This window comes from Mucilaginibacter sp., from assembly GCF_039207105.1.
Classification (GTDB): domain Bacteria; phylum Bacteroidota; class Bacteroidia; order Sphingobacteriales; family Sphingobacteriaceae; genus Mucilaginibacter.
In genome coordinates, this window is record NZ_JBCECK010000017.1 from 23,354 (window position 1) to 41,797 (window position 18,444).

Here is an 18,444-nt window from a genome sequence, read left to right on the forward strand (position 1 = left end):
AATAACCTAAAAACTCCGATAACCAGGGGTTCAATATTGTGGGAACTTGTAATTTGATATTATGCCTCAACATACAGCTTTCCTATCTAAATATTTACAATAGGTTCCATCATCTGTGGTATATTAAAACTATTTAAATAACTACATCTAAAATATTGAATATCTGATTTTTGCATTTGATTATTTTTTATATACCTTTAATTACCCAATAATTAAATCTAAACTATACTAATCTCCTCGTAATCTGCCTGTTTTAACAAGTAGCTATCCGAGCTGTAACTCTTTTTCCTGTAGAAAATTTATTGCCAATATGTACCTGCTTTGAATAGGCTGACGTGTTGGAGAATACAAAATTGTTTCACGAACAATAAAGTGCCCTGGCTTTGATAAACAGGGTGGGGATAGCTTAACCCGAATAAATGAGGCCCAACATTAACCAACGTTATGAAAAAACTGAGTTTGAAATTAACCGGAATTAAACAAGTGTTAAAAAAGGAAGAAATGAAAAAGATTAAAGGCGGAGGATTAGGCGATTGTATAGATGAATGCAGCAGCTTTGGATCATGCTGGGGGGCAGGTTCTTGCCAACCCTCTTCCTGCTACCATAATGGCGTACCCTACATGGTTTGCGGTTAGTAAAAAATATGTTAGGTATCGGTTAAATACCTAACATATTTTTAGTCTTTTGAGTTGAGATAACTCATTGAAAGTTCCATAGAATTTTGACAACCAATTAATAACTACCTAAAAACTTCAATAACCTAAAAGTTCAATTTCCAAGATATTGGAGAATAAAGCATTGTTTCGCGAACAGTAAAGTGCCCTGGCTTTGATAAACAGGGTAGGGAGAGCTTAACCCGAATAAATGAGGCTCAACATTAACCAATTTATGAAAAAACTGAGTTTGAAATTAACCGGAATTAAACAGGTTTTAAAAAAAGAAGAAATGAAGCAGATCAAAGGCGGGGGACCAGGCGATTGTATAGATGCATGCTTCCTTAGTGGATGTTTTGGGGGGCCAGGTAGTTGCGTAGCCTCTTCATGCTCCCATAGTGGGGGCCAGCCTTACATGGTTTGCATTTAGTAAAAGTATATTAGGTATCTGATAGATACCTAATATACTTTTAGTTTTTTAATTTAAGGCAACTCATTGAAAGTTCCCCAGAATTTTGATAGCTCTTTAATAATAACTACCTAAAAACTTCAATAACCAAAAATTCAATCCACAAAACATCGGAGATACAGCATTGTTTCGCGAACAGTAAAGTGCCCTGGCTTTGATAAACGGGGTAGGGAGAGCTTAACCCGAATAAATGAGGCCCAACATTAACCATTTTATGAAAAAACTGAGTTTGAAATTAACCGGAATTAAAGCGGTGTTACAAAAGGAAGAAATGAAACAGATCAAGGGCGGCGGTTCACTATCAAGTTGTCTGGATGAATGCCAGCTTTCGATAGGCTGTGGTTCCGGTACTTGCTATCCCGGCTCCTCATGCACCCATAATGGAGGCCAACCCTACCTGATCTGCGGATAGTAAAAAAATGTTAGGTATCGGTCAGATACCTAACATAACTTTAGTTTTTACTTGCAAGGAGTTTATTGAAATCTTTATAATGAATTATTTTTCAATACTTAAAAACTCCGATAATAAAATTTCAATCTCGCCTCAATTTACAGCCATCCTATTCACAGTAGGTTCCATCATCTGTGATATATGAAAACTATTTAATTCGGCCAGTTAAAATATTAAATATCTGATTTTTGATTACTTTTTATATAACTTTAATCAACCAGTAGTTAAATCTAAATAACACTATCATAATACACTCTTCGCAACCTATTTGTGTTGGCAAGAGGCGTTCGAGACGCAAATGATTTTTTCCTGCAAGAGAAGATTTATTTCTGATATGTGCCCGATTTAAAGGGATTGAAATATTGGAGAACCTAAAATTGTTTCGCGAACAGTAAAGTTCCCTGGCTTTAACAAACAGGGTAGGGAAAGCTTAACCCGAATAAATGAGGCACCAAAATTTACTAAATTTATGAAAAAACTGAGTTTAAAATTAACCGGAATTAAACAAGTGTTAAAAAAGGAAGAAATGAAACAGGTGAAGGGTGGTTCAAGGAGCGATTGTTATAATCAATGCTCCTCAGGATCATCATGTATCAGTGGCCCTTGCGTACCCAGCTCATGTCTTATGTATGGGGGCCAGCCCTATAGCGTTTGCTGGTAGTATCAGTAGAAACATGTTAGGTACCTGGGAGGTACCTAACATGCTTATGTTTGTTTACGTTATAAAATAGTTTATTGAAATTTTTAGTGAATTATATGATAAATGATAATATTTCTGTAACCCTTTTTAAATATTTACAGTATCTAAAAATTCCAATAACCAAAAGTTCAGTTATTCAGGAACTTGAAAGGCATCCCGATAGTAACAGTTTATTTGCCATAAGTGAGGTTTTAGAATATTGGAATGTAGCACACGAAGCCTTTAAAATTCAGGAAGATACGTTAGATGATATCCCTGTTCCATTCATTGTCTTTCTGGATCAAAATGATGGGGAATTTGCGGTAGTAAATGAAGTTGATGAGAGGTTTGTTACTTTAAGTAATGACAAGTGGAACAAGTATAAAATGCCGAGAGCCACATTTAAATCACTGTTTAACTCAACTATTCTCATTGCCGAAAAAACAGAAGGTGCCGGCTTACAAGATTACAAGGAAAAGAAAAGGCAAGAGTTAATAAATCAGTACAGGGTCCCATTCGTAATAACTGTGGCTCTACTGCTTTTATTATTATCCCTAAACATACAGCTCTCCTATTTAAAAAGTATTACAGCTCCGGTTGCTATACTTACATTACTTAAAGCTGCCGGTGTTATTATTTCCATACTCCTTCTGATTCAAAGTGTTGATTCAAACGACCCGCTTATCTCCCGGTTATGTAAAATTGGCAAAAAGTCTAATTGTAATACAATCCTTTCCTCTCCTGCCGCTAATTTAATCAAGGGGATCAGTTGGTCTGAAGTTGGTTTTTGTTACTTTACGGGTACTTTTTTGTTGCTGATATTCAATTCAACTTCTCCTGTGATCATGAGCTCATTAGCTCTTTTTAACCTCTTATGCCTCCCCTACACCTTTTATTCAATTTATTATCAGTGGAAAATTGCTAAAGTCTGGTGCCCATTTTGTTGCAGCATACAAGCTATATTCTGGCTCGAGTTTTTTGTATTTTTACCTGTTCAAAAATCGCTGTCACAACTACAACTGATAACAATGGCAGATGTGAGTACGCTGATCATCTGTTTTGTTTTACCTTCTTTATTGTGGATTTTTATTAAACCACTGGCTTTAAAGGCAAATGAGCTGGTATCGGTTAAGAATGACCTGGTAACTTTTAAATACCAAAGAGATCTTTTTGAATACCGGCTTAGCAATCAAGCACAATACAGACTTCTGGATCGTAAAGACTCGATAATTTTGGGGAATAGTAGCTTGGAAAAGGTGATCACAATGGTTTCAAATCCTTACTGTGCAGCTTGTAAAAAAGCTCATGTAACATTGGATGAACTTATTAGTGTAAAAGATAATGTTACCCTGCAAGTGGTATTTAGCGAAGGCGACATAGTAATAGACCCTGAACGTAAAGCAGTGAAATATTTTTTAGGGTTATCAAATACTGTCGAAAATATGGCTTTGCCTATCAAGCACTGGTACCATACGAGAGGGGATAAGTATAATGCATTAACAAGGTCCTTTCCTGGTGCAGATTTAGATTCAACACAGGAAATACTTGATAATCAAAGCAACTGGTGTGACAGAACAAACATTGTTGCTACACCTACAATATTTATAAACGGAAGAAGACTTCCGCATGGCTATCAGATTGAGGATCTTAAATATTTAATATAGACGCTGACTATAACTTATTAATTAATCTTTTATCCCAATAGATTCCCACCAGTTACCCCAGAAATAATGAACAGCATAACTGTTCATTATTTTTTCTTCAATTGCAGCAGTTACATCACCCGCCATTACCATCCGGCTATCCTCAATAGTCAGCGGATAGATCAGTTCAGGCGGAAGAAGTGTGATCAATTGTTTTTGCTCATATTCTTCATAAGCTTTTGATAATAAAAAAGGACCTGTTGATTCTAAAATATCTAATACGGTATTTTGATCTTTCAGCTTAACACCACTTAAATTTTCGTAAATTTTGGCAAAGAAATCGTGCCCGGGAATACTGGCCATAAAAGCATTGCAAATGATCTTATCTTTTGAAAAACGTTGGGCATGTTCTTTAGGCTCAAGGCCAAATACGCATTCCTTTCCTTGCAGTAAAGGTTCAATATTCATTAAACATTCAAAATCTATATCAACATAAACCCCTCCAAACTTTAGTAAGATAAGATACCGAACTGCATCTACGCGCTGAATATTATTGGTGTAACTATCATATTGGGCAATAAAACCCGGCCAATAATCCCCGATGAACTCTCTGTTAGTTTTATCAGTCCATAAATTATACTCCCAATCAGGATGATGCTCCTTCCATGTTTCAGTAAGCATAGCAAAATGTTCCGGAACATCAGTGCTTTTCCAGGTTTGATGAAGTACTTTGGGGATCACAGGTTCATACATATTGATTTACTTTTAATGGTTTGTATATATGGATTCGCTAATTGCCTTATTTACAAAATACTGGATCAATACCTCCTCGTCCTGAGCCAATCCCAACTGCTTTTTGGAATAGGCAATAAACTCTTTGAATGAGCTTTTTGAAAAACCCGATGATAAAGAAGGTCTGTTTTCTATAAGTTTTTTACTTAAATCAGACCACCTGGTTAACCAACCATGATTCCTTGGCGCTTTTTTCTTATAAATAATATTATAGTTGTTCATGATAACCTGCTCAACCAATTCTATATTTTCGTCATATTGAGTATCCAGCAAGTCCTGCAATTGGGTATCTATTCCCTGTCCATTTAATTGCTGGCCCGCCTTGTTGTTTAACGTTTCATAAAATATCCGGCAATTACTGTATATGTTAAGCGCCAGCGCTGTTACATCAAACGTATCTCCACCTTTACTTAAAGCGTCAAGAAATATTGTTGATGTTTCTTGTAATACGAATAACTTATTCAGGTCAAATCTTCTGCGGCCGTTAAAAGGGAAATCGTGTAAACCATAACGTATGCTATTGATTGGAAAATCCATAAAAACAGACTCGAACTCCTCCTGATCCCGACCAGAAGATGCTGGATTATCATTTAGATACTGCTGAAAATATTCATGGAAAAATAACACAAAATCATTTTTATTATGCTTTACCTGGATGGTAAAGTTAATAGCATCCCCTCTGTAAGTATTAAAATGGCAAATATAATGTATGCCATACCTTTCAGAAGATAAATTTAAAAAAGGAATGACCGCACGTTTTATAAGCTTATGCCATGCATCTCTTGGATAAAATAACGATACATAAAGTAAATCGGTTCTTTTAACGTAATTGATAGGTGTCATTACAATATTGTTGGATGAGTATAGTCAAAATTTTTAAAAACCTTTCCCCTGCCAAAATTCCCATCGTTGGTCGCAATTATTTTTTGCAACTGGTTTTGCCTGGTCTTGTATCTATTTCTTAAAATAGAGAATGAATGTTGGGCTCTACTTGCAACTTCGGGATTGGTAATCAGATAAAAACATTTATCATTAATATTAATGACTTTCAAAACCGAATCTTCATAGGTTAAATTACCCATTGATTTTCCGGATACTTCATCGGTAAGGCAGATTGTATTGTCAGATAAACGCCAATTCCCGTTTACCCAGTTTCTGTCCATAAGTTCGCAAGAAAGATTTTTAAACAGATTCAACTTTTTACCTGAGTGAAGAGTAGCGTTATCTGTAACCATTCCAACAGAAAAAGTATTATTATCATACATATAAAGAAGCTCACTTACAGAGGGGTTGATGTAATGTACATATAACCTGAACTGTAAATTATTACTTTGATATACTGTTCTTTCATCATTGAAATGACTAATGGCGTTCAAATATTCAGGCTTTTTAAGCAAAATCCTTTTTTTTCCTAAAATCTCTAATCGGTTTGCCAAATCCACATCCTCCATCCCATAATCAGCCATTGATTCATCGTATCCCTCTATTTTCAATAGGTCTGACCTTTTGCAGCAGGCTCTTCCTAATACATCTGTCGCGTTGTTTGTTACCCTTTTGCCAATAGTGCTTACAAAGGCATCCTGATTGTTTTTTAAAATTGTATTAATATAATTAGCATAACCCTTTCCTGTAAAATTATCGGCATCAATAAAACAAACCACATCCCCCTCGGCAAGCCTTAGCAGCATGTTTTTTGAATGTGAACGATGAAAATTTTGTGGGGCAGCAGTTCTGTAGTATACAACCTTTTTGTCTTCGATGTAGGTCGCACAATGATCCTTTACCCATTTTTCCATTCCGTCGCTGGAATTGTAATCCAACAAAATGTGTTCAATATTGTCATAATCCACATTGTCTTCAATGTTCCGGATAAAGGTTTCCTTTAAATGGTGAAGCCGGTTCATCGAAACCGTACAAAAGGAAAATTTATAACTCATAAAGAAAATATAGGTAAATATTAAAGGCTTCTCAATATACAATTAATTAACCTTTTTGGTATTAAATCTTGTAAAATCGTGTTCTAATCACAATAGTTATATTATAAAATGCAGGATGAGAAAACATATTTTATATAATAAATATATAAAATCTAAAAAAAGCCTTCAATTGTTTAACTTGTAGGGTTTTAATATATATACCAATGTCGTTCCCTTTCTACAAACAACATGATTATATGGACTGTGGCCCAACCAGCCTGCGCATGGTGGCAAAGCACTTTGGTCGTAACTTTAAGATACAAACGCTGCGGCAGCTTTGCGAGATCAATCGCGAAGGCGTCTCACTTTTGGACATCAGTGAAGCTGCTGAAAAGATCGGCTTCCGGTCATTAGGTGCCAAGCTGAATTTAACAGACCTCAAAGAGGTGGAGTTGCCCTGCATACTGCATTGGCGGCAAAACCATTTTGTAGTGTTGTACAAAATAAAAAATAACCGTTATTATATAGCCGATCCCGGTAGTGGACTTGTTACTTTAAGCGATGCAGATTTTATCCAAAACTGGGTTTCCGATACAGATACAAATGATGGGATTGCATTACTTCTTGCCCCAACGCCTTATTTTTATGAGCAGGAAGATGAGAGAAACCACTCAGTAACCTGGAATTTTTTATTGCGCTACCTGGTTGCTTATAAACAGCTGATTGTGCAACTCTTTTTCGGATTAGGCATTGGAAGCTTGCTTCAGCTTATAACTCCTTTTCTTACGCAATCTGTGGTAGATATTGGTATTAACACACGCAATCTCAACTTTATATACATTGTTATTATTGCACAGGCCATGCTGATCATAGGCAGGGTAAGCGTAGAGTTTATACGCTCGTGGATATTACTTCATATTAGCACCCGGGTAAACATATCTATACTCACCGATTTCCTGATAAAGCTAATGAAACTGCCCATCAGTTTCTTTGATACCAAAATGACGGGCGATATTATGCAGCGGATGAATGATCAGAAGCGCATAGAGAGTTTTCTTACCGGGTCAACGCTTTCCACATTGTTCTCCATATTTAACCTGGTTGTATTTTCGGTGGTATTGGCCTATTATAATGCTATAATATTTTTTGTTTACTTGTTTAGCAGCGTGCTGTATGTGGGATGGATAATGGCTTTCTTAAAACGGAGGCGCAATATTAATTACAAAAGCTTTGAAATATTGGCCAAAAACCAAAGCAGTGTTGTGCAACTGGTTAGTGGTATGCAGGAGATAAAACTGAATAACTGTGAGCAACAAAAGCGATGGGAATGGGAGCACCTGCAAGCCCGTTTATTTAAGTTTAATGTTAAAAATCTCGCCTTAAGTCAATATCAACAAGGTGGCTCTACATTTATTAATGAATCAACTAACCTGCTGATTACTTTCTTAAGTGCTAAGGCTGTTATTGACGGACAGCTTACACTTGGTGCTATGATGGCCGTACAATACATCATAGGCCAGCTTAATAGCCCGGTGCAACAATTCTTGTCGTTCATCCAAAACTTTCAGGATGCACGAATAAGCCTCGAACGATTGAGTGAGATACATGAAATGGCTGATGAAGAACCGGTAGAAAAAGAATTTAATCACGATTTGCCGCAAAACCTAAGCATCAGGCTAAATAATGTTACTTTCAGGTATCCCGGAGCAGGGAATAAACCTGTTTTACAGGATATAGACCTGGAGATTCCGCAAGGTAAAACCACGGCCATTGTTGGTATGAGTGGTAGTGGTAAAACAACCATACTAAAGCTGCTATTGCGGTTTTACGAGCCCGATACCGGCCAAATAAAAGTGGGTGGACAGCAGCTAAACAATATAAGTTTTAAACGCTGGCGCAATGCCTGCGGCGTTGTAATGCAGGATGGCTTCATTTTCTCAGATACCATAGAACGTAACATTGCTGTGGGCGACGATTATCCGGATAAGACCAGGCTTACCCACGCTATAAACGTAGCAAACATTCAGGATCTGATAGAGGGCTTACCGCTCGGATTAAAAACAAAAATAGGTGCCGAGGGTAACGGTATAAGCCAGGGCCAGCGCCAGCGGCTTTTAATTGCCCGCGCCGTTTATAAAAATCCGAAGTATATTTTTTTTGACGAAGCCACAAACGCGCTTGATGCAAATAATGAACGCGTGATCATGAATAATATGAAAGCATTTTTTAGCGGACGTACAGTGGTGGTGGTAGCGCACCGCTTAAGTACGGTAAGCAATGCCGATAACATTATTTTGCTGGATAACGGTGCAGTTATTGAGCAGGGTAACCATCAGCAACTTACCGCACTTAGGGGGAAATATTATGAACTTGTAAAAAATCAACTTGAATTAGGCACCTGATAAATATTTATGCCACATATCACTGAAATAGAAAACTCTGGCCGTCATAGCGACGATATACAGGATATTATCACAGCTGTACCTTCTTGGGTATTGCGCTGGGGCACCACCGTGTTTTTTTGTGCCTTAGTACTGATATTAAGTTTATCTGCTTTAATAAAATATCCTGAGATAATTAAGACCAAACTTATTATCACATCGCCGAATATAGCAAAACCTATTGTTCCTAAAATAACAGTACGGTTGGATAAACTTCTTGTAGATAACAATGAGATAGTTAGTATCGATCAGCCATTAGCCTACCTTGAAAGTACGGCAAGCCATGAACAGGTGCTAAAGTTATTAACCTCTTTAAAACGACTTCAACAGCAATTTACAAACGAAAAGGTGGCTTTTGCCGATTTTTTCACAGACCAACGTTATGACCAACTCGGTGAATTACAAACTGCATTTGAAACCTTTAGTCAATCATTTCTTGCATATAATACTACTGTACAAAGGGGGTTTCTGGTAAAAAAGCGAAGCTATCTGGTAAATGACATCAATAGTTTAAATCAGCAAACCGCTCAGCTGAATAATGAGCGCGTGTTGCAGCAGCGCGACGTCACATTAGCAGAAGAAGATTATAAAGTTCATAGTAAACTGGCCGAGCAAAAAGTAGAAACACCTGCAGAGCTCAGGCAGCAGGAAAGTAAATACCTTTCTAAAAAATCGCCGTTGATACAGACAGATGCCGCGCTTATTACGGCTAAAACCAATCTGTTAGCAAAACAAAAGGAGATATTAGAACTTGATAACCAGGTTGTAGAAGAAAAGACAAAATTTGGGCAGGCTCTAAATAGTTTGATAAGCCAGGCTGAGGATTGGAAAAACAAATATGTATTAAGCGCATCTGAAAATGGGAGGGTGACCTTTGCAGGAAACATACAAAAGAACCAGATGGTATCTCCTTCAACAGATGTTTTTTATATCAATAATGGTAATGAAAAGTATTTTGGTGAGATGAATATACCGCAGGATAATTTGGGGAAAGTTAAACAAGGACAGCAGGTGTTAATCAAATTAAGGAGCTACAGATTTGAGGAATACGGGATATTAAAAGGCCGTATAACTTATATCTCCGATGTGCCTTATAAGGATAGCGTTTTTATATCAAAGGTAAGTTTTGAAAACAAAAAATCAGATATGAAGAAAACAATATCCTTAAAACAAGGCATGGTTGCCGATGCTGATATTGTAACAGAAGACGCAACGCTTTTGCAGCGGCTTACACGAAATATAATTAGGGCCATGGGGTCACAATGATCTTTGATTTATATTTATCATGGCAATATAGGCATCAGTGATCGTTACCTGGCCAAGCGTAGAGCACAAGGCAGTAAGGGCGGCATTGGCTAACCCTGTGAAGAGTTTGGGGTGCGCGAATAGCAGTGATGTTAATTAGATTATAAACTTTGGAGGTTTTTAACCAATCATTTGATTTTAACCCTGTTCCCGCTGCAAAACACTTGACATGGTGGGCCCCCTGGGGTGTAACCGTTATAAATGACAATGATGCTGACAGCGTCAGAATAATGACCTTACCTACCTGTGGCGACGATGTGAAACTGATTAACGGCCAGCAACTACATGACCACCAAACGAGCCCTAAAAAGATACCAAAGGCACCGGAAAATGTTATGAGCCGTTTATGAGACTCACCTCCACCAATATCGATCGTGCCGGCAACCTGTTGATCATGAATAATTGGAAACCTTCTATTTATACTGATGTAAGTTCAAACCTTGGTGGGGATGGTGTAATTGTATTATTGGCGTTGCGAACACCCTTATCGAAAACGTATCCTTGTGCAAATATTGGGATCACCATTAGCTTCGTCTCAAGGTATTCCCAAATCCTAATTTTTTGTCGTTTGGAATAAAGCAGCCGAGGTCAGTATAAACAGGCCGGTTAGGCACTCCAAGAGCGTTTCTAAATACCATGACCACCTTGCTTGATTTAAACTGGCTGCTTTCCATACAAAAATGCCATAAATAAACATGCAAAAAATAAAAGTTATACGAATTGTATTTAAAAGATATAATTCTGTAGAAAATCTGGACAAAATTGCTTTGACGCGTAAATATTTTTTATTTTTTGCTTTTTAAAAATAAAGCGTTCTTAATTTTAATTAATCTAAATAAGATTATATCTTCGTCGTTTTATAAATCGCATGAAGCTCAAAATAACCTTATTAGCATTTTTTTTAACGTTATTCGCCATTAAATTGTCGGCCCAGGTAGTGACACAGGAAGATTCCCTCGCTGCCGGCCTTATTTACAAACAGCAGGCCACTGTGATTTCTGGTTACGGGGAGGCAAAATATGGAATTGATACCAAGCGGAAGAGTGCGGAAGCAAGTCTTAAGCGTGTCGTACTTTTCGTCGGTCACAAGCTGAGCAACAAAATTTCGCTTTTTACAGAACTTGAAGTCGAAGACGCACTGGTCGCTAACGGCAGCTCTTCTTCCAAAGGTGAGATCGCGATGGAACAGGCCTTTCTTAAGTTCAACCTAAATCCCAATACCTATTTGGTAGCGGGCCTTTTTGTTCCCCGTATAGGTATTATCAACGAAAATCACCTGCCGACGACATTTAATGGTGTAGACCGCCCCTTTTTGGAAGAGCAGATCATACCCACAACCTGGCGCGAGGTAGGCGTCGGTTTATACGGACAGTTCAGGCAGATTCAAGGGCTTAATTACAGCGTTGCGGTTACTAATGGGCTTAATTCGGAAGGGTTTAACGGAAATAATGGTATCGGCGACGGGCGGCAGCTGGGGCAGGCAGCAAACGGCCTGAATCTTGGCTTAAATGCAGCTTTGCTATACTATATAGCTGATTTCAGATTTCAGGCATCAGGATATATCGGGGGATCAACGGCTAAGGAACAGCGCGTGGCTGATAGTCTGCAGCTCAACTCCGGCGCATTTGGTAACCCGGTAACCATAGGGGAGATAGATGGGCAATACAACAAATCAGGCATTGGGATACGGGCCATTGCCACGATCATCAACATAAAAAATGCAGACGCCATCAATCGGGCATTTGCCAACAATACACCGCAAAAAATGTACGGCGGCTATGCCGAGGTAGGCTACGATCTTCTGTATCCTGCTAATCATGGTACAAAATCATTTATTGTCTTTGGCCGGTATGAGTACCTTAATCTCAATGCAAAAGTTCCATCCAACGGGATAGAAAATAAAGCGAATGAAAAGCATTATCTGGTTGGGGGATTCACCTATAAACCAATCAGGGGCGTATCTATCAAAGGAGATTATGTACGCCGGATTACGGGAGATTTTAATCAGGCCCTGGTTGTAACCCCGTTCCCGCAACAGGTTCCATATTTTAAGAATGATGGATTTATTAACCTTGGCGTAGCCTATAACTTTTAAAAGAATGATCAGCAGACGCGATTTTATTATTTCTGGTTGTACAGCCTGTGTGCTTACGGCGGCGGGTGCATCCTTATTGACGTCATGTGCAAGCCCTTTGCCAATGATCAAATCAACAGCTGGTCATAGCGGTCAGCTTATAGTTGACCCTAATAGCTTTGTTGCCGGTAAAGGCAATTTATTGGTAGTCCGGACCAAGCAATTGGAATATGATATCCTTTTGGTGAAAGATCCCGAAGGTTATCATGCGCTTTATCTGAGATGTACGCATGAAGGGGTTGGACTTACCCCCGTATCCAATAAGATTTTTTGCAGTGCACATGGGAGTGCATTTGATTTAAAAGGGAATGTTATTAAGGAACCGGCACTCCATCCGTTAAAGTCGTTTCCTGTGGAAATGGTAAGTAATCAAATTATTATCAACATAAGCTAAAACTGAATTCTATGAACAGATCAATTACCAAAGTGGCCTTAGTGGCGCTACCTTTGACCCTGCTGGGTCTGTCGTGCTCAAAAAGTAATAATAACCCAACCGATACGTCTGACCTGAAGACCGAAATTTTAACAGAAACTGCAGCAAACGTATGTACTGCCTCGTATGAGGATATGTATGCTAAAACACAGGATTTACTGTCTTCGGTAACCACATTGAATACCACGACCACGGATGCCAATCTTGCTGCTGCACGCGACAAATGGAAGGCCATCCGCACAACCTGGGAACAAACCGAAGGCTGGTTGTTTGGTCCTATCGAAGCCAACAACATCGATCCGCGTATCGATACCTGGCCGGTTGATTTCAATGCCCTTGACAATGTATTGAAAAGTAGCAATACCCTGAATGAAGCCTATATCAATAGCCTTGATGAATCCTTAAAAGGATTTCACCCGGTAGAATACATACTTTGGGGCAAGGATGGCAACAAAACCGCCGGGCAATTCACCGCGCGGGAAAAAGAATATTTACTTGGCCTCACTCAAAACCTGCTCACTCTGGCTAAGGAAGTACGCGACGTATGGACCACCGGCGGTTACCAGCATCAACTCGCTAATGCCGGAAAGGGTTCAACAGAATTTACTACGCAACAGGCGGCGTACGTTCAGATCGTCGATGCGATGAATGGTATATGTGATGAGGTTGCCAACGGCAAAATGAAAGAGCCGTTTGACGCGCAGGATCCGAATCTGGAAGAAAGTCCTTTTGCCAAAAATTCGATCATTGATTTTACCAATAATATCAATGGCGTACTGGACATTTATCAGGGGCGTTTTATCAAAGATGGTAAAGGGCTTGAAGATTTGGTGCGCACAAACAACCTTTCGCTGGATACAGAAATCAAGAGTAAACATGCCGCTGCTGTAGCAGCTCTAAAAGCCATTACAGTTCCCTTCGGTGTAGCTATAACTACCCAGCAAAGCCTGGTGCAAAACGCGATGATCAAGGTTAATGATCTGGCTACGGTGCTTAACGATAAGCTGAAGCCATATGTCATCCAATATGTCAAATAATAGCTTAGGTCTATAATGAGAAAAACAACTGTCGCCATTTTAATCGTCTTAACCCTGCTGACAGGTCTGCAACTGGCTTGTCGCAAAGCCGGGGTCAATGCCGGTCAGAATAACTTGAATGAAGAGATTTTGAACGGAGGTGCAGAGACCGCATTCGATGAGGGCAGCGGAGCGTACTCGCACGCTTTTTCTGGTATGGCTGCCAACCTCGTGCGTGTACATGAGATCGGCGACAAGGAGTTTAATTCTACATTCGTATCGGCCCCCGCGCCCCTGAACCCAGGCCTGGGGCCGATATTTAATAACGTTTCCTGCGGATCCTGCCATGTTTCTGATGGGCGCGGAAAGGTCCCGGGCATCGGCGAATCCGCGGCTAACATGCTTTTCAGGCTAAGTCTCCCAGGAGAAGGCTCGCATGGCGGACCGGTACCCGTTCCTGGGTATGGCGATCAATTACAGACACGTGCCTTAGTCGGGGTTACCGCCGAAGGCGATGTTAAGATAGTTTATACGGAACAAGCCTACCAGTTTGCTGATGGTGTTAGTTACTCATTAAGAACGCCAGACTATGCTTTTATCAGTTTATATACAGCTATGCCAGGTAATGTACTGCTATCGCCACGTGTTGCCGCTCCTGTTTTCGGTCTTGGCTTATTGGAAGCAATCCGTGAACAAAGCATATTAGCCAATGCTGATCCTGACGATAAGGACGGTGACGGTATTAGCGGGAAACCTAATTATGTTTGGGATGTATTACATCAAAAAAGTGTTTTGGGACGTTTCGGTTGGAAAGCCAATCAACCGAATCTGCTTCAACAAACTGCCGCGGCATATAATGGCGATATAGGAATTACAACAATGTTATTTCCTTTGGAAAGCAGCCAGGGGCAGACACAGTTTGACAGCGCACCCAGCAGCAAGACCTATGAATTGACGGACAGCCTGCTTTATAACACGCAGTTTTATGTACGCACCCTGGCGGTGCCGGCCCGGCGCAATCTCACTGACCCAAATGTTGTTAACGGGAAAGCACTTTTTCTCCGGGCAGGTTGCGATAAATGCCATAAACCGGACATGCGTACGGCGGTCGATGTCAGCTTTCCTTCACTCAGCAACCAATTGATCCATCCGTTCACCGATTTATTGTTACATGATATGGGACCCGGTCTGGCAGATAATCGTCCGGATTTCAAAGCAACCGGCAGCGAATGGCGTACTGCTCCTCTTTGGGGCATAGGACTTACCCAAAAGGTGAACGGACATACCAATTTTTTACATGACGGCCGCGCCCGTAATCTGATGGAAGCGATCATGTGGCACGGGGGAGAAGCTTTAGCCGCTAAAAATAAGGTTAGTAATTTCAGCAGAACAGAACGGGATGCTATTATTGCCTACCTCAACTCCTTATAGTCAAATTTGCAGACAATCTTTTAGATTGAGTTAACCCAAATAATCTGTACCAGGATCACCGTACCAAGCAGTTAGTCCTGGCATAATTACCTCTTTATCATACAGCTTTTGTACAGTTTGGTTCCAGGGGGCTCCGCAGTAAATTTTTGCAGTAAAAGATCGCTTTCCTGCTGATTGCACAAGCCTGGGGAATATGCCAGGAAATCTTCCGGTAAACCTTTGGTCTGTCCGGCATGCGCAAACAGAGCCAGTTGTTCCATAATTATACTCTCTCGACATAACTAATGATAAATGCGGCAACCTGTTCTTGTTCTGTGATTCCCAAGTCGCTTCCGTCATAGATCCAATAGCCTTGTGCATCAAATAAAATCCGGCCGAGGTTTTCGCCTGTTTGGTCATAAGCGGTATATAATTCATAAGACTGATGACCGGCAGGCGCGTATGCGGGGATAATACGAATGACTTCACTGGCACCGTTGCGCCGGTTAAGCCATATCTTAGCCTCGCCCCGCAGGTATATTTTTACGGTTAACTGCATGATTAAAAGTTTGGTCAAATATAATAAAATACTAATATTTTTAGTATTTTATTAACAAGGGCTTATAAGAACGCAGCCGGTATATTTTGCCTGATCATTCATAGATCCTGAAAGATGTGTAACATTCAAGATGTCTTATACGGTTTCATTCAGGTTATAGCTGATAAATTGACTTTTTTCCAGAACAAGTATCTTCCTAAAGTTAATAGGTAGGATGGTTCAATTAGTTCGTTGTTGAGGTAAGTTCTACCGACGGCCACCGCATTATCCCCGTTGGTATTTGCTGTACGATCTCCTTTCTGTAAGTCAATCATTTATTTGATGCGGGGCATTGCAGAACAGACTAATTACTTAAATTAGTGTTATGCTAACGATTGAAGAATACCATAACTTAAACGAACCTGAAAAAGCAGTAGTTATACTGCAGGGTAACTTCCTGGCAGACCGGGAAGAAAACGGCCTGTTCGTTCAGTTATATAGTATTAGCAAGTTCTATGGCGAGCTCTGTTATGATCTGCTGGCCAATAAGATCCTGCCTGGAGGGCCTTTGAAAGTATTCAGCAACTGGTGCCGTATCTTGAGCAGATCCGTTTTGATCTGCGGTACTTTAGCAAAGTAAATCGAAATAACTTGGACAAGATAATGGGAATAAAAAACATTAATAAGCAAATGAAAAGTGCAAAATCTACAGGCGCTTACGCTTTGGGGGCCAGAGCGATAGGAGGGGCTGTAACAGGAGCCTTTGCGCTTGGATGCATCGCGATTGGGTCGGTCGCGATCGGAGCGTTTTATCTTGGTCGCTTATCTGTTAAAAGGGCTTCGTTTGTAGACATGCATATTGGTAAGCTAACCGTTGAGGAATTGGAGATCAGAAATAGTAAAATCAATATGGAGGAAAGTGGCAACCAAGAAAAAGAAACATTTTCATGAACCCTGTTCGTCAAATTCGTTCACCTTCGACCTCTTTCATTAAAAGCTCCAAGGCCTATTAAACACGCGGTGCGCAATTCGGTGCGTGGTTGCTATGATTTCTTATAAATCCGTGAGATATCAGCTGCTGTAAGTTTTGGAATATTTTTGTCGATATGCTTTGACTTCTTAGATCACATATCCATCATCCAATATCAGCTTTGTTTGGTTTGCCACAGGGACATGCTTTGTTGATAAAAGAGCGGATTTTAAAATATTTTTCGGTTAGATGTTTGCAATAGGATGGATATAGTCAGGAATTTCATTTGAGAGATGAAATAGTCAAATCAATGTTTGAATAACCATTTACTTTGCGAATTCGGTTATTCAAACATTAATCTCTGGTCAGTCTTTTATCGGCAAAGCGTACTATTTCACATCACTTTTCACTTTGTTAGCAGTGCTTTGCCCGGGAAGATATACCTGAAAGCCGAAATTGAGCGTCAAACTATGTTGGTAAGCAGAGCTGCCAAATCCAACAATTCCATTATATTTCAAAAGCGCCTCTAAGCCAATGCTTGGCGTAACAAAATACGCAAAACCAGGGCCAACGCCTAATTCCAGCCCGTTGGTGGACCCGCCAGGTCCGCGGAGATTCTGACCGCCAATACCTGCATTCGCTTCAGCGAAGATCCGGCCGTGTTTTAGCACTTCCACGTCCGATCCGGTATAATAGCGGCCCAATGCGCCGATGCCGTAACGTACATCTGATCCGGTGCCTTTTTCAGTGGAGATACCGAAACGTCCATAGGCTCCCAATGCGACATTATCCTTGATAAACCAGGCCGCCTTAGGCGTAATGTCAGCTGTAAAAGTACTTGGACTATTTAGACCCAGAGATAGGTTACCGATATCGCCGCCCATCAAAACATTTCCTTTTTGAATTTGGGCATGCGCTTGAAACATGATGCCCATCAATACGAAGGTAAATAACAATGTAAATTTTTTCATAGTACTTTAATTTAAAGGTTGATAGATATAATTAAACCATCATTAACAATAGCTATGCCATTAGAAATAAAATGTTTTACTAAGAAATTTAATTTCTGTTTAATACACCGCAAGTTATTGATAATAAAATATTTACACTGGTTAGACCAGCAAGCTTGCTTCATCTTCAAATAAATCGTTATCACTGACTTGCGGAGATGAATAATGCTTTTATAGACAGCGTGACTGTCTATAATAACATAGAATTAGGTATATTCGAAATTGGAAAAAAATGAAAGAGCAATTCATGAAAAATCTGAAAATAGCTACAGCACAATTTGAAAACAAGAGCGGAGATAAGGCATATAACCTTTCGGTCATTAAAAAGCTGACAGCGCAGGCCGCCCAAGAAGGAGCGGATGTTATCGCTTTTCATGAATGCTCTGTTACCGGCTATACTTTTGCCCGACACCTGGATAAGCCACAAATGCTGGAATTGGCGGAGCTGATTCCGGATGGACCGAGTCTACATGTACTAACAGCTTATGCCCATGAATTTAACATTGTCATACTTGCCGGATTGTTTGAGAAGGATGCCGATGAAAATCTTTTTAAGCCTACGTTTGCGTAGATGGCGATGGCC

Annotated in this window: 20 protein-coding genes; 14 read left to right on the plus strand and 6 right to left on the minus strand. The window is 39.8% G+C overall.

From position 1 onward, the window contains the following. The first annotated feature begins 444 nt into the window (after positions 1 to 444). The 4 genes from AAGC65_RS05660 (at position 445) to AAGC65_RS05670 (ending at position 3,917) form a co-directional block, all read left to right on the plus strand. Entirely contained in the window at positions 445 to 636 is a 192-nt protein-coding gene (locus AAGC65_RS05660; RefSeq protein ID WP_343111445.1) for a hypothetical protein, read from the plus strand. Positions 637 to 1,337: 701 nt separating this feature from the next. Further along, entirely contained in the window at positions 1,338 to 1,535 is a 198-nt protein-coding gene (locus AAGC65_RS05665) for a hypothetical protein (protein ID WP_343111446.1), read from the plus strand. Positions 1,536 to 2,043: 508 nt separating this feature from the next. After that, positions 2,044 to 2,235, plus strand: a complete 192-nt coding sequence (locus AAGC65_RS26170; RefSeq protein WP_407940660.1) for a TIGR04149 family rSAM-modified RiPP — start codon at positions 2,044 to 2,046, stop codon at positions 2,233 to 2,235. 95 nt (positions 2,236 to 2,330) lie between these two features. Beyond that, a complete protein-coding gene (locus AAGC65_RS05670) occupies positions 2,331 to 3,917 on the plus strand; it encodes a vitamin K epoxide reductase family protein (protein ID WP_343111447.1) in 1,587 nt (528 codons plus the stop codon). A gap of 21 nt (positions 3,918 to 3,938) precedes the next feature. Here the strand turns inward: AAGC65_RS05670 and AAGC65_RS05675 are convergent, their stop codons facing one another. The 3 genes from AAGC65_RS05675 to AAGC65_RS05685 are packed head-to-tail and all read right to left on the minus strand — an operon-like array spanning position 3,939 to position 6,625. Continuing rightward, entirely contained in the window at positions 3,939 to 4,649 is a 711-nt protein-coding gene (locus AAGC65_RS05675) for a glycosyltransferase (RefSeq protein WP_343111448.1), read from the minus strand. A gap of 12 nt (positions 4,650 to 4,661) precedes the next feature. Beyond that, entirely contained in the window at positions 4,662 to 5,531 is an 870-nt protein-coding gene (locus AAGC65_RS05680; RefSeq protein ID WP_343111449.1) for a hypothetical protein, read from the minus strand. Beyond that, complete coding sequence (locus AAGC65_RS05685; RefSeq protein WP_343111450.1) at positions 5,531 to 6,625, minus strand: glycosyltransferase family A protein; 1,095 nt, start codon at positions 6,623 to 6,625, stop codon at positions 5,531 to 5,533. The genes AAGC65_RS05680 and AAGC65_RS05685 overlap by 1 nt, the downstream gene beginning before the upstream one ends. Positions 6,626 to 6,828: 203 nt before the next feature. Between AAGC65_RS05685 and AAGC65_RS05690 the strand changes: the two genes are divergently transcribed. The 7 genes from AAGC65_RS05690 (at position 6,829) to AAGC65_RS05720 (ending at position 15,364) form a co-directional block, all read left to right on the plus strand. Beyond that, positions 6,829 to 9,006, plus strand: coding sequence for a peptidase domain-containing ABC transporter (locus AAGC65_RS05690; protein WP_343111451.1), 2,178 nt, complete (start codon positions 6,829 to 6,831; stop codon positions 9,004 to 9,006). A 9-nt stretch (positions 9,007 to 9,015) separates the two neighbouring features. Beyond that, positions 9,016 to 10,311 (plus strand): secretion protein HlyD, encoded by a 1,296-nt coding sequence (locus tag AAGC65_RS05695; protein ID WP_343111452.1) that lies wholly within the window; start codon positions 9,016 to 9,018, stop codon positions 10,309 to 10,311. A 149-nt stretch (positions 10,312 to 10,460) separates the two neighbouring features. Continuing rightward, on the plus strand, positions 10,461 to 10,700 hold the full coding sequence (locus tag AAGC65_RS05700) for a hypothetical protein (protein WP_343111453.1): 240 nt from the start codon (positions 10,461 to 10,463) through the stop codon (positions 10,698 to 10,700). A 518-nt stretch (positions 10,701 to 11,218) separates the two neighbouring features. Then, the gene (locus tag AAGC65_RS05705) at positions 11,219 to 12,445 is read left to right on the plus strand and encodes a hypothetical protein (protein ID WP_343111454.1); all 1,227 of its coding nucleotides are present in this window, start codon (positions 11,219 to 11,221) and stop codon (positions 12,443 to 12,445) included. Positions 12,446 to 12,449: 4 nt separating this feature from the next. Continuing rightward, positions 12,450 to 12,878, plus strand: coding sequence for a Rieske (2Fe-2S) protein (locus tag AAGC65_RS05710; RefSeq protein ID WP_343111455.1), 429 nt, complete (start codon positions 12,450 to 12,452; stop codon positions 12,876 to 12,878). Between the two features lie 11 nt (positions 12,879 to 12,889). Continuing rightward, on the plus strand, positions 12,890 to 13,954 hold the full coding sequence (locus AAGC65_RS05715) for an imelysin family protein (RefSeq protein WP_343111456.1): 1,065 nt from the start codon (positions 12,890 to 12,892) through the stop codon (positions 13,952 to 13,954). Between the two features lie 114 nt (positions 13,955 to 14,068). Continuing rightward, entirely contained in the window at positions 14,069 to 15,364 is a 1,296-nt protein-coding gene (locus AAGC65_RS05720; RefSeq protein WP_343111457.1) for a di-heme oxidoredictase family protein, read from the plus strand. Between the two features lie 86 nt (positions 15,365 to 15,450). On the opposite strand, the gene AAGC65_RS05725 is transcribed toward AAGC65_RS05720, so the two are convergent. Both AAGC65_RS05725 and AAGC65_RS05730 read right to left on the minus strand, forming a co-directional pair. Beyond that, a complete protein-coding gene (locus AAGC65_RS05725; protein WP_343111458.1) occupies positions 15,451 to 15,624 on the minus strand; it encodes a hypothetical protein in 174 nt (57 codons plus the stop codon). 2 nt (positions 15,625 to 15,626) lie between these two features. After that, a complete protein-coding gene (locus tag AAGC65_RS05730; RefSeq protein ID WP_343111459.1) occupies positions 15,627 to 15,920 on the minus strand; it encodes a hypothetical protein in 294 nt (97 codons plus the stop codon). A 346-nt stretch (positions 15,921 to 16,266) separates the two neighbouring features. Between AAGC65_RS05730 and AAGC65_RS05735 the strand changes: the two genes are divergently transcribed. Further along, positions 16,267 to 16,521, plus strand: a complete 255-nt coding sequence (locus AAGC65_RS05735; RefSeq protein ID WP_343111460.1) for a hypothetical protein — start codon at positions 16,267 to 16,269, stop codon at positions 16,519 to 16,521. Positions 16,522 to 16,532: 11 nt separating this feature from the next. Continuing rightward, a complete protein-coding gene (locus AAGC65_RS05740) occupies positions 16,533 to 16,832 on the plus strand; it encodes a hypothetical protein (RefSeq protein ID WP_343111461.1) in 300 nt (99 codons plus the stop codon). A 408-nt stretch (positions 16,833 to 17,240) separates the two neighbouring features. On the opposite strand, the gene AAGC65_RS05745 is transcribed toward AAGC65_RS05740, so the two are convergent. Further along, on the minus strand, positions 17,241 to 17,822 hold the full coding sequence (locus tag AAGC65_RS05745; RefSeq protein WP_343111462.1) for a hypothetical protein: 582 nt from the start codon (positions 17,820 to 17,822) through the stop codon (positions 17,241 to 17,243). A 271-nt stretch (positions 17,823 to 18,093) separates the two neighbouring features. Between AAGC65_RS05745 and AAGC65_RS05750 the strand changes: the two genes are divergently transcribed. Next, positions 18,094 to 18,432, plus strand: a complete 339-nt coding sequence (locus AAGC65_RS05750) for a nitrilase-related carbon-nitrogen hydrolase (RefSeq protein ID WP_343111463.1) — start codon at positions 18,094 to 18,096, stop codon at positions 18,430 to 18,432. Positions 18,433 to 18,444: the final 12 nt, after the last annotated feature.